Source organism: Stenotrophomonas sp. (assembly GCF_031995405.1).
Taxonomy (GTDB): domain Bacteria; phylum Pseudomonadota; class Gammaproteobacteria; order Xanthomonadales; family Xanthomonadaceae; genus Stenotrophomonas.
In genome coordinates this window covers 1-10915 of sequence record NZ_DAMAGC010000138.1, presented here as the reverse complement: position 1 = coordinate 10915, position 10915 = coordinate 1, and the positions used below count along the sequence as shown (strand labels likewise).

The 10915-nt window shown below is 69.5% G+C and carries 12 protein-coding genes; 4 read left to right on the top strand and 8 right to left on the bottom strand.

Features of this window, described 5'->3' with window-relative positions:
* The 5 genes from RTO53_RS17565 to RTO53_RS17545 form a co-directional block, all read right to left on the bottom strand.
* Nucleotides 1-645, bottom strand: a 645-nt coding sequence (locus tag RTO53_RS17565) for an SDR family NAD(P)-dependent oxidoreductase (RefSeq protein ID WP_312239008.1), incomplete at its 3' end; no start/stop codon positions are given.
* Nucleotides 646-723: 78 nt separating this feature from the next.
* A complete protein-coding gene (locus RTO53_RS17560) occupies nt 724-3291 on the bottom strand; it encodes an EAL domain-containing protein (RefSeq protein WP_312239007.1) in 2568 nt (855 codons plus the stop codon).
* Nucleotides 3288-4181, bottom strand: a complete 894-nt coding sequence (locus tag RTO53_RS17555) for a hydroxymethylglutaryl-CoA lyase (protein WP_312239006.1) — start codon at nt 4179-4181, stop codon at nt 3288-3290. Before RTO53_RS17555 ends, RTO53_RS17560 begins: the two co-directional genes overlap by 4 nt.
* A gap of 193 nt (nt 4182-4374) precedes the next feature.
* The gene (locus tag RTO53_RS17550; protein WP_312239005.1) at nt 4375-4761 is read right to left on the bottom strand and encodes a VOC family protein; all 387 of its coding nucleotides are present in this window, start codon (nt 4759-4761) and stop codon (nt 4375-4377) included.
* A gap of 11 nt (nt 4762-4772) precedes the next feature.
* Nucleotides 4773-5561 (bottom strand): enoyl-CoA hydratase-related protein, encoded by a 789-nt coding sequence (locus RTO53_RS17545; RefSeq protein WP_312239004.1) that lies wholly within the window; start codon nt 5559-5561, stop codon nt 4773-4775.
* Between the two features lie 117 nt (nt 5562-5678).
* Between RTO53_RS17545 and RTO53_RS17540 the strand changes: the two genes are divergently transcribed.
* The 3 genes from RTO53_RS17540 to RTO53_RS17530 are packed head-to-tail and all read left to right on the top strand — an operon-like array spanning nt 5679 to nt 8040.
* Complete coding sequence (locus tag RTO53_RS17540; protein WP_312239003.1) at nt 5679-5933, top strand: FeoA family protein; 255 nt, start codon at nt 5679-5681, stop codon at nt 5931-5933.
* Entirely contained in the window at nt 5930-7786 is a 1857-nt protein-coding gene (locus RTO53_RS17535) for a ferrous iron transporter B (RefSeq protein ID WP_312239002.1), read from the top strand. Before RTO53_RS17540 ends, RTO53_RS17535 begins: the two co-directional genes overlap by 4 nt.
* Nucleotides 7786-8040 carry a DUF6587 family protein gene (locus tag RTO53_RS17530; protein WP_312239001.1) on the top strand — a complete coding sequence of 85 codons (255 nt, stop codon included), beginning with the start codon at nt 7786-7788 and terminating at the stop codon, nt 8038-8040. Before RTO53_RS17535 ends, RTO53_RS17530 begins: the two co-directional genes overlap by 1 nt.
* A 271-nt stretch (nt 8041-8311) precedes the next feature.
* On the opposite strand, the gene RTO53_RS17525 is transcribed toward RTO53_RS17530, so the two are convergent.
* The 3 genes from RTO53_RS17525 to RTO53_RS17515 are packed head-to-tail and all read right to left on the bottom strand — an operon-like array spanning nt 8312 to nt 10109.
* The gene (locus RTO53_RS17525; RefSeq protein ID WP_312239000.1) at nt 8312-8893 is read right to left on the bottom strand and encodes an NAD(P)H-dependent oxidoreductase; all 582 of its coding nucleotides are present in this window, start codon (nt 8891-8893) and stop codon (nt 8312-8314) included.
* 53 nt (nt 8894-8946) lie between these two features.
* Complete coding sequence (locus RTO53_RS17520) at nt 8947-9348, bottom strand: MerR family transcriptional regulator (RefSeq protein ID WP_312238999.1); 402 nt, start codon at nt 9346-9348, stop codon at nt 8947-8949.
* Nucleotides 9348-10109 carry a 3-oxoacyl-ACP reductase gene (locus RTO53_RS17515; protein WP_312238998.1) on the bottom strand — a complete coding sequence of 254 codons (762 nt, stop codon included), beginning with the start codon at nt 10107-10109 and terminating at the stop codon, nt 9348-9350. Before RTO53_RS17515 ends, RTO53_RS17520 begins: the two co-directional genes overlap by 1 nt.
* Before the next feature lie 130 nt (nt 10110-10239).
* Here RTO53_RS17515 and dapB point away from each other — a divergent pair.
* Nucleotides 10240-10915: 4-hydroxy-tetrahydrodipicolinate reductase (dapB, locus tag RTO53_RS17510; protein WP_312238997.1), on the top strand; the 676-nt coding region annotated here is incomplete at its 3' end.

Sequence of the window (10915 nt, the reverse complement as noted above, 5' to 3'; positions counted from 1 at the left end):
GATCGAGGCGGCCAGCGATTCCTGCACGGCCGGCGGCATGCCATCGACCATCGGGGTCCAGAAGATGCCCGGGGCGATGGTCATCACGCGGATGCCGAAGCGCGAGAGTTCGCGTGCCATCGGCAGGGTCATGCTGACCACACCACCCTTGGAGGCAGAATAGGCGGCCTGGCCGATCTGGCCTTCGTAGGCGGCGACGCTGGCGGTGTTGATGATCACCCCGCGCTCGCCGTCATCGCCGGGCGTGTTGTGCTGCATGCGGTTGGCTGCGGCCTTGGCCACGTTGAAGCTGCCGACCAGGTTGACCATGACCGTGTTCTGGAAGCTGGCCAACGGCATCGGCGCCTCTTTGCCGAGCACGCGCCCGGCACCGAGGATGCCGGCGCAGCTGATCGCCGCATTGAGCCCGCCGAGGAAATCGTGCGCGGCATCGATCTGCGCCGCCACGGCGGCTTCATCGCTGACATTGGTGTTGAAGTAGCGGGCGTTGGCCTCGCCCAGTTCGGCCACGGCGGCCGCGCCCTTGTCGTCGTTGAGGTCGAACAGGGCGACCTTGGCGCCGTGGGCGACCAGGTACTGGGCCACCGACAGGCCCAGGCCGGAGACGCCGCCGGTGACGATGGCGCGGACAGAAGACAGCTGCATTGCGTAGTTCCGATGGTTCGAGAACCGCCGATTCTAGCGGAAGCCGGCGATGCCGCCGTTGTGCGCTGCGCGCAGCGCTCAGCGACGGTGCGCCAGGCGCCGGGCGAATTCGTCCGGTGCCAGCCCTGGCGCGAACAGGAAGCCCTGGCCGACCGCTACCCCCAGCCCCTGCAGGAACTGCCGCTGCGGCTCCGATTCGATGCCTTCGGCGACCAGCCCCAGCCCCAGGCTGCGCGCGATGCCGCAGACCGCTTCGCACACCGCCACGTCCGAGCGGTTGCCGGGCACGCCCTCGACGAACAGCTGGCTGAGCTTGAGTCCGTGGATCGGCAGCCGGCGCAGGTAGTTGAGGGCGCTGTAGCCCTCGCCGAAATCGTCGATGGTCAGCAGCACGCCCATTTCGCGCAGGCGCGCGAAGGTCTGCAGGGTGTCCGGGGCATCCTCGATCAGTACCCGTTCGGTGAACTCCAGCTCCAGCGCAGTGCCGGGCAGGCCGAACTCGTCCAGCACCTGGCGCACGTTGCGCGCCAGGTCCTCGCCGACGAACTGGCGGTAGGACACATTGACCGCCACCCGCACGATGCCCAGCCCGGCATCCTGCCACGCCCGCACCTGCCGGCAGGCCTCGCGCAGCACCCACAGGCCGATCCGCACGATGTCGCCGGTGCTTTCGGCATGCCCGATGAAGATGTCCGGGCGCAGCTCGCCCAACTGCGAGTTGCGCCAGCGGATCAGCGCTTCGGCGGCCACCAGCTGGCCGTTGTGCAGGTTGACCTGCGGCTGGTAGACCAGGTGGAACTCGTCATCGTCCAGTGCACGGTGCAGGCGGCTTTCGATCTGCAGCCGGTCGTGCTGGCGCTGCGCCAGTTCCGGGGAGAACACCTGCCAGCCGTTGCGGGTACGGCGCTTGCAGTCGTACATGGCGATGTCCGCGTTCTGGATCAGCTGCTGCGGGCGCAGACCGTCCTGCGGCGCACGCGCGATGCCGATGCTGGTGGTCACCGCGAACTCGTCGGTGCCGAAGCGGAACGGGGTGCTGAAGCCGCGGGTGATCGCCTCGGCCAGGCGCTCGGGCTGGTCGGCCTGGTCACGGGTGTCGCAGATCACCAGGAACTCGTCGCCGCCAAAACGCGCCAGCAGGCCTTCGGTGCCGATCGCGGTGGCGATGCGGCGGGTGGCATCGATCAGCAGTTCGTCGCCGGCATTGTGGCCGAGCAGGTCGTTGACGGTCTTGAAGCGATCCAGGTCGATGTACAGCACCGCCACCTGGCAATGGGTGGGGTTGGCCATGCGCGTGGCCAGGTCATTGAGCACCGCATCGCGGTTCATGATCCCGGTGAGCGGATCGGTGCGCGCCTGGATGCGCAGGGTTTCCTCGGCCTGCTTGCGCGCGGTGATGTCCTGCACGGTGCCGGCGATGCGCGCGGCGTTGACGTCGCCGGGTTCGGCCTCGCCGATCATGCGCACCCAGAACGAGTGCCCGTCGCCGCGCTGGCCCTGCAGTTCGAGCTCGAACGGCTCCTGCCGGTCGATCACGTCCAGCAGCGCCTGCTGCAGCTGCGAACGATCATCCAGGCGCAGGCACTCCAGCAGGTGCGCCATGTCGCTGAGCGGCAGCGACTGGCCGAGGATGCGGCTGGCTTCGTCGGTCAGGTACAGGCGCTGCAGGCCGCGGTCCCATTCCCAGCCGCCGATGTGCGCCAGCGACTGGGCGCGGTCGAACAGGGCGTTGTTGCGCTTGAGCTCGGTGATGTCGCTGAACAGCCCGAACACGTGGTCCGGGCAATCGCGGCCGGTGCCGAACACCGGCACGTTGGTGGTGGAGATCCAGATCATGCGTCCGCGCGGGCGGTGGTACAGCCCGACGATGGTGCTGCGGATGGTGCGCCCGGTGCGCAGCGACACCGCCGCCGGCCACTGATCGCGGGTGAGCGGGTGGCCGTGTTCGTCCACGCAGATCCAGTCGTCCGGGGCCAGCATCGCCTGCAGGCTGCCGCCGTTGCCGCCCGTGCCAAGGATGCGGTGCGCGGCCGGGTTGGCCGAGACCACGCGCAGGTGGGTATCGAACAGGACCACGCCCTTGTCGATGGATTCCATCAGCAGCCGGTAGCGCGATTCGGCCTGCCAGCGTCGGCTGAGGTCGCGCGCCACCGCCACGATGCAGTGCTCGCCCTGGTGCTCGAAGCCGGCCGAATGCACTTCCACCGGGAAGCGGCTGCCATCGCCGCGCATGTTGGTCACCTCGATGACGTAGGTTTCATCGCGGCGCAGGGCTTCCCAGACCGGGTCGAGGTGGTCGCTGGGCAGGTCCGGGTTCAACAGTTCGATCGGCTGCCCGACGATCTCCTCGCGCGGTCGTCCGTAGGCGCGCACGCCGGCCTTGTTGAGGTCCAGCACCACGCCGGTTTCGCTGAGGATGCTGACCGGGTCGGGGACCGCGTCGAACAGCGCGGCATAGCGACGCAGCGCGAGCTGGCGCTCGTCCATCGCCTGGGTGAGTGCCTGCTGCACCTCGCGCAGCAGGCGGCGCAGGTCCTGTTCGCCTGGCGGCTGCGCCAGGGCGCGATCCATGGCGGCCAGCGCGTGGACGTGGGCGGTGAGATGGTCACCGACCGCGACGTCCCTGCGCGGGCCGCTGCGGCTCATGTGGCCGCCAGCGCCTTGCCGGTCTTGCTGCCGGTCTGACGGCCAAGCCGTGCGGCCAGCCAACGGCCGGTGGTGGCCAGTGCGGGCAGGTCGATGCCCGTACGCATGCCGATGCCGTGCAGCAGGTACACCACGTCCTCGCTGGCCACGTTGCCGCTGGCACCCTTGGCGTAGGGGCAGCCGCCGGCACCGGACACGGCCGAATCGACCACGCGCACGCCTTCTTCCAGGCAGGCATCGATGTTGGCCAGCGCCTGGCCGTAGGTGTCGTGGAAGTGCACGGCCAGCGCGGCCATCGGGACCTCGGCGGCCACCGCATGCAGCATCGCCCGCGCCTTGCGCGGGGTGCCCACGCCGATGGTGTCGCCCAGCGAGATTTCGTAACAGCCCATGGCATGCAGCGCGCGCGCCACGCGGACCACCTCGCTCACCGCGACTTCGCCCTGGTAGGGGCAGCCGAGCACGGTGGAGACGTAGCCGCGCACCTTCACCCCGTCGGCTTTCGCGCGCTCCAGGATCGGCGCGAAGCGCGCCAGCGATTCGTCGATGCCGGCATTGGTGTTGGTGCGGTTGAATGTTTCCGAGGCGGCGGTGAACACGGCCACTTCGTCCACGCCTACCGCGCGCGCGCGGTCGTAGCCCTGTTCGTTGGGCACCAGCACCGGGTAGGCGATGCCGGGGCGGCGCTCGATGCCGGCATAGACCTCGGCGGCATCGGCCAGCTGCGGCACCCAGCGCGGGCTGACGAAACTGGTGGCCTCGATGGTGCGCAGGCCGGTCAGTGACAGCTGCCGGATCAGCTCGATCTTGTCGGCGGTGGCCACCGGCTGGGCTTCGTTCTGCAGGCCGTCGCGCGGGCCCACTTCGACGATGCGGACGAAATCATCCATGGCAAGCCTCCCGGCGGACGGGCAGGCGCACAGCAGGCAACGGAACGGGCAGGGGTCGAATCACGGGAATACCAGAAAAAGGAGGGTGGCCCACGGTCCCCGGCGAGCCACGAAAGGGGGATACGCGGGATGGGCGACAAAGCGGCCAGCCCGCGGTGGATGACAGGGGCGCCCCGGGGTGGGCGCCGGGCATTCAGCCCGGGCGGTGGCAGACCGCTTCGATGTTGTTGCCGTCCGGATCCAGCACGAACGCCCCGTAATAGTCGGGATGGTAATGCTCGCGGATGCCCGGCGGGCCGTTGTCGCGTCCGCCGGCGGCCAGGGCGGCCTGGTGGAAGGCATCCACCTCGGCACGGCTGCTTGCGCTGAAGGCGAGATGCACCCCGCCATGGGCGCCGGGTGCGTTGCCGATCCAGAAATCCGGCTTGCCGGTGCGGCCGAACCCGGCATGGTCGTAGTCGCCGGTCTGGGCGGCGCTGACCTGCATCACCACGGTGATGCCCAGCGGCGCCAGGGCCTGCTGGAAGAAGCGGAGGCTGCGCGCAAAGTCGGCGCAGCGGATGCCGATATGGTCGAGCATGGTGACGTCCTTCAGTCCTGGGTGACCCAATGCGGGGCGCGCTTGTCCAGGAAGGCGCCCAGGCCCTCCTGGCCCTCGGCCGACACCCGCAGCCGCGCGATGAGCGCGGCATTGTCGCGGTCCAGCGCGTCGCGGTCGCGACCAACGCTGACCCGGCGCACGAGGTCCTTGGCCGAGGCCGACGCGATCGGGCCGGCCTTGTCGAGCAGGCCGATCTGGCGCTGCACGGCTTCATCGATGCGTTCAGGTTCGATCAGCTGGTGGACCAGGCCGATCCGCAGCGCGGTGTCCGCATCGAAATGCTCGCCGGTGGCGAACCAGCGCCGTGCCTGGCGCGGGCCGATGGCGTCGATCACATAGGGCGAGATCACCGCCGGCAGCAGGCCCAGCCGGCTTTCGGTCAGGCCGAAGCGGGCGCTGGTGCTGGCGATGGCGATGTCGCAGCAGGCCACCAGGCCGACCCCGCCACCGAAGGCGGCGCCCTGCACGCGGGCGATGGTGGGCTTGGGCAGCTCGTCCAGGGTGCGCATCAGCTGGGCCAGCGCCAGCGAGTCCTGGCGGTTGTCCTCCTCGCTGGCGGCGGCCATGCCCCGCATCCACTGCATGTCCGCGCCCGCCGAAAACGAGGCGCCCTGGCCGGCCAGCACCACCGCGCGCACGTGTTCATCCCGCCCGGCCGCCTCCAGCGCTGCCGTCAGCTGGGCGATCAGCGCCGCGACGAAGGCGTTGTGCAGGGTGGGGCGGTTCAGCCAAAGGGTCAGCACCGAGGCGCTGCGTTCTATCCGTAGTGCATCACTCATGGGAACCTGCGATTACTCCATACATGTACGGATCATAGCGGGCCATTGGTCACGGGCAATGACGCGGCGCGGCGATGCTAGAATTGAGAACCATTCTGATTGGCAAGAAGGCGCTCCGTGACGTTGTCCGATCTGCCGCTGCACGATTCCGCCCTGGTGGTGTCGGTGCGGGACCTGCATGCAAACGATGTCATCGCCCGCCGCCTGCGCGAGCTGGGCTTCGTCAAGGGTGAAGACGTACGCCTGGTCGCCCGTGGCCCGGTCGGTGGCGAGCCGTTGCTGGTGCAGGTCGGTTTCACCCGCTTCGCCCTGCGCCGCAGCGAAGCCAGCCGCATCGAGATCACCGCGATCCCGGCCGGAGCGGCAGCATGAGCGCCGCCGCATCCCTGCGCGTCGCCCTGGTCGGCAACCCGAACAGCGGCAAGACCGCGCTGTTCAACCAGCTCACCGGCAGCCGCCAGAAAGTGGCCAATTACACCGGCGTGACCGTGGAACGCAAGGAAGGCCGCCTGCGCGCGCCGTCCGGCCGCGAGTTCGCCGTGCTCGACCTGCCCGGCGCCTACAGCCTGCAGCCGGCCAGTCTGGACGAGGCGATCACCCGCGACCTGTGCCGGGGCTTCTACCCGGGCGAGGCCGCGCCGGACGTGCTGCTGTGCGTGATCGATGCGACCAACCTGCGCCTGCACCTGCGCTTCGCGCTGGAACTGCGCGAGCTGGGCAAGCCGATGATCGTGGCGTTGAACATGGTCGATGCGGCGCAGCGCCGCGGCATCAAGATCGACGTGCCCGCGCTCGAACAGGCGCTCGGCGTGCCGGTGGTGGAAACCGTGGCAGTGCGCCGCAACGGCGCCCAGGCGCTGGTCGAACGGTTGGATGCGATGGTGCCGCACCTGCAGGCCCCCGTCGCGGTGCCGGCCGGCGAGGTCGACTACCACGCCCAGGTGCGCGGCATCCTGGCCGCCTCGGTGAGCATGCCCACGCGTACGGCCAGGATCGATGACGCGCTGGACCGCTGGCTGCTGCACCCGGTGTTCGGGCTGCTCACGCTGGTGGTGGTGATGTTCCTGATCTTCCAGGCAGTGTTCGCCTGGGCCACGCCGCTGATGGATGGCATCGAGGCCGGCTTCGGCTGGCTCGGCGAGCATATCGGCGCGGTGTTGCCCGAAGGCCCGCTGTCGAGCCTGCTCACCGACGGCATCATCGCCGGCGTCGGCGGGGTGGTGGTGTTCCTGCCGCAGATCCTGATCCTGTTCGCCTTCATCCTGGCCCTGGAAGAATCCGGGTACCTGCCGCGCGCAGCGTTCCTGCTCGATCGCATGATGGCCTCGGCCGGCCTGTCCGGGCGTTCGTTCATCCCGCTGCTGTCCAGCTTCGCCTGCGCGGTGCCCGGCATCATGGCCACACGCAGCATCCAGGACCCGCGCGATCGCCTGGCCACCATCCTGGTGGCGCCGCTGATGACCTGTTCGGCGCGGCTGCCGGTGTATGCGCTGCTGATCGGTGCGTTCATTCCGCAGAAGACCCTGTGGGGCTTCGTCAGCCAGCAGGGGCTGGTGCTGTTCGGCCTGTACGTGGCCGGGATCCTCAGCGCGCTGGCGATGTCGTGGGTGATGAAGAAGTGGCGCCGCGACAAGAGCGAGCATCCGCTGATGCTGGAGCTGCCGTCCTACCGCATCCCGCACCCGCGCGACCTGGCGGTGGGCCTGTACGAGCGCGGCATGATCTTCCTCAAGCGGGTGGGCGGCATCATCCTCTCGCTGACCATCCTGCTGTGGGTGCTGCTGAAATTCCCGGCCGCCCCGGCCGGGGCGACCATGCCGGCGATCGATTACAGCTTTGCCGGCCAGATCGGCCATGCGATGGCGGTGGTCTTCGCGCCGCTGGGCTTCAACTGGCAGATCTGCATCGCGCTGATTCCGGGCATGGGCGCGCGCGAAGTGGCGGTGTCCTCGCTGGCCACGATCTACGCGCTGTCGGCCGCCGATGACGACGCCGCGATCCAGGCGTTGACCCCGGTGGTCGCCAACGGCTGGTCGCTGGCCACCGGCCTGTCGCTGCTGGTGTGGTTCATCTATGCGCCGATGTGCATTTCCACCCTGGCCACGATCAAGCGCGAGACCAACTCCTGGAAGCAGGTCGGCTTTGCCACCTTCTACCTGTTCGCGGCGGCCTACATCGCCGCGCTGGTCACCTACCAGGTGACCGTGGCGCTGGGCGGCGGCTGATGGGCACCGGCCTGCTGCTGCAGTACATCGTGGTCGCGCTGATCGTGCTGTTCAGTGCGTGGGTGGTGCTGAAGAAGCAGTTCCCCGGCGTGGTGCGCAGCGTGCGCGGCGCGATCGCGCTGGCGCTGGTCAAGCCGCAGCGCGCCGCGTGGCTGCAGTCGCTGGGCCGGAAGATCGCCCCGCCGGTCACCGGCGGCGGTGGCGCATGCGGTGGCTGCGACAGCTGCGGCCCAAGCACGCCGAAGCAGCACTGAGCCGGCGCGCCAGTCGCGCCATCGCCGGTAAAACACATCGTCACCGGTAGAGCCACGCCATGCGTGGCCGGCAGAAGCCAACGCACCCAATGCGGTAGAGCCACGCCATGCGTGGCCGGCAGAAGCCAACGCACCCAATGCGGTAGAGCCACGCCATGCGTGGCTGGCAGGCGCCGATGCACCCAAACCCGGTAAAGCCACGCCATGCGTGGCTGGCAAGTGTCCGCACGCCGGAACGGACGGCAGCCACGCATGGCGTGGCTCTACCGTTTCACCCGGCCTTTCCGCCCAGTCGCTCGGCCTGTCGCAGCCACGCATCACGCTGCGCCGAGGTGCTGCTGCGCACCGGCCCGAACGCGGTGATCCTGACCGGCTTGATCCCGCAGAATTCCAGGATTGTCCGCCGTGTCTGCTGGTGCCCGGGCATCCGGTACACCCAGCGGTAGTACCACGGCGGGGTGTCCATCGTGGTCAGCACCCGCGCGCTGCGGCCGGCCAGCAGGCGGTCCCACCATACCGAGTCCTTGCGGTAGCGGAACGCGTAGCCCGGCAGCAGGGCGCGGTCGAAGAAGCCCTTCAGCAGCGCCGGCATGCCGCCCCACCAGGTCGGGTACACCAGCACCAGGTGCTGGCAGTCCGCGATGGCCGCGCTGATCTGCTGCAACGCCGGTTCCAGCGGCTGGATCTGGCGGTAGCCGTGGCGCAGGATCGGGTCGAAGTCGACCTCGCCAAGCGCGAACAGCTGCACGCGGTGGCCGGCCGCCACGGCTGCCTGCTGGTAACGATCGGCCAGGGCACCGCACAGGCTGTCGCGGTCGGGGTGGCCAAGCAGGATGACGATCGATCTGGACATGGGGGCGCTCGCGGAAGGAGCGCGCAGGCTACGGTCTGCCCCATGGGGCAGAGTCAAGCGGCCCGGCAGTCGCCAGCGGCCATGCACGCCTCCAGGGGCCCGGTGTGCCCCTGGCCGATCAACACCACCACCTCGGCCCGAAGCCGGGTCAGTGCCGCATCCAGCTGCTGCAGCCGCTGCGTCTCCGCACGCACGGCCTGCTGCCTGTCCGCCAGCAACGCCTGCACCCGCGGCCAGTCGATGCCGCCATCGTCGCGGCGCAAGGCGGCCACGTCGGCAAGCCGGAATCCCAGCGCCAGCGCCTGGCGGATCAGCAGCACCAGGTTGAGATCCTGCTCGTTGTAGTCACGGTAGCGGTTGATCCGCGGCACGGCCGCCAGCAGGCCGCGCGCCTCGTACAGGCGGATCGCTTTCTGGCTGGCACCGCTGCGTCGGGCGACCTCGGAGATGCGCATCAGTCGCGCACCAGGCCGCCGTCCACCACCAGATTCTGCCCGGTGATGGCACGCGACCACGGCGAGGCGAAGAACAGCACCGCATCGGCGAATTCGGCCGGCGTGGTCACGCTGCGCAGCGGGGTAGCGGCGGCGATGTAGTCAAACACCGCTGCGGGCGTGGCCGCACTGGCGTCGGTGCTGCGCAGCAGGCCACCGGACAGCATGTTCACGGTGATCCCGTCCGGGCCGAGATCGCCGGCCAGGGTGCGGGTGAGCGACAGTAGCGCGGCCTTGGCGGCGGTGTAGTCGTGGTAGGGCACCACCGGGTTCTGGAACAGGTTGGTACCGATGTTGATCACGCGCCCGAAACGCTGCGCGCGCATTCCGGGCAGGGCGGCCTGCACCGTGTTCAACGCACCGCGCACGCTGCCCTCGAACTGCGCGCTGAACGCCTGCCAGCCGATGGCATCGGCGTTCGCACGTGCATCGCCGTTGAACGAGAACGCCGCCAGCGCATCGTTGACCACGCTGGTGACGTCGCGGCCGAAATACGCGCGGGCCTGCGCGAACAGCGCATCGACCTGGTCGCGGTCGGTGACATCGGCGCGCACCGCCAGGGCGTTCGGGCCGAGTTCGGCGGCCAGCGCCTGCGCGGCATCGACGCTGTGCAGGTGGTTGATCACCACCTGCGCGCCCTCGCGGGCGAAGGCGCGCGTCACGTGCTGGCCGAGGCCACGGGCACCGCCGGTGACGAGGACGAGTTGCTGCGAAAGCTGCATGGACGCACGACCGGATGTAGGGGCCGCACAGGGTAACAAGCGCCCGTACCGGCGATGCACGCGCGCCGGGATCGGCACGGGGCGCATTTCCCCCTTGTGCCCGCTTGCCACCACCGGCTAGCCTGCGCGGATGACCACTCTCCCTGTTCGCCTGCTCATCCACGGTGCCTCCGGTCGCATGGGCCAGGCCCTGCTCCGGCTGGCTGCCGACAACCCCGACCTGCAGGTCGTCGCCGCGGTGACCCGACGTTCGCCGGGGCAGCGCGTCGTCGAGGGCGTGCCGCATTTCGCCAGCAGCGAGCTGGCCGGTGCGCCGCAGTTCGATGTCGCCATCGATTTCAGCCTGCCCGAGGGCTTCGACCCGGTGCTGGCGCTGTGCGTGGAACGCAAGGCCGGCCTGGTGTCGGGTACCACCGGCATCAGCGAAGCGCAGCGCCAGGCGCTGATCCAGGCGGCCACGGGCATCCCGCTGGTCTGGGCGTCCAACTTCAGCCTGGGCGTGGCGGTACTGGACGAACTGGTTGAGCGCGCCGCTGCCGCACTGGCGGGCTGGGACTGCGACATCGTCGAATCCCACCACGTACACAAGCAGGACGCGCCCTCGGGCACCGCGTTGACCCTGGGCGCGGCCGCCCAGAAGGGTGGGGCGCAGCCACATTTCGCCAGCCTGCGTGCCGGCGACATCGTCGGCGAGCACCTGGTCCAGTTCACCGGGCTGGGCGAGCGCATCGAGCTGACCCACCGCGCCACCAACCGCGACATCTTCGCGCGGGGCGCCCTGTTCGCCGCCATCCAGCTGAATGGGC

Bases quoted from the DNA above. Each gene is read 5' to 3' on its own strand.
- RTO53_RS17535 (WP_312239002.1), top strand. From the start codon at position 5,930: ATGAGCGCCGCCGCATCCCTGCGCGTCGCCCTGGTCGGCAACCCGAAC.
- RTO53_RS17550 (WP_312239005.1), bottom strand. From the start codon at position 4,761: ATGCTCGACCATATCGGCATCCGCTGCGCCGACTTTGCGCGCAGCCTC.
- RTO53_RS17525 (WP_312239000.1), bottom strand. From the start codon at position 8,893: ATGTCCAGATCGATCGTCATCCTGCTTGGCCACCCCGACCGCGACAGC.
- RTO53_RS17555 (WP_312239006.1), bottom strand. From the start codon at position 4,181: ATGGATGATTTCGTCCGCATCGTCGAAGTGGGCCCGCGCGACGGCCTG.
- RTO53_RS17560 (WP_312239007.1), bottom strand. From the start codon at position 3,291: ATGAGCCGCAGCGGCCCGCGCAGGGACGTCGCGGTCGGTGACCATCTC.
- RTO53_RS17545 (WP_312239004.1), bottom strand. From the start codon at position 5,561: ATGAGTGATGCACTACGGATAGAACGCAGCGCCTCGGTGCTGACCCTT.
- RTO53_RS17520 (WP_312238999.1), bottom strand. From the start codon at position 9,348: ATGCGCATCTCCGAGGTCGCCCGACGCAGCGGTGCCAGCCAGAAAGCG.
- RTO53_RS17530 (WP_312239001.1), top strand. From the start codon at position 7,786: ATGGGCACCGGCCTGCTGCTGCAGTACATCGTGGTCGCGCTGATCGTG.
- RTO53_RS17515 (WP_312238998.1), bottom strand. From the start codon at position 10,109: ATGCAGCTTTCGCAGCAACTCGTCCTCGTCACCGGCGGTGCCCGTGGC.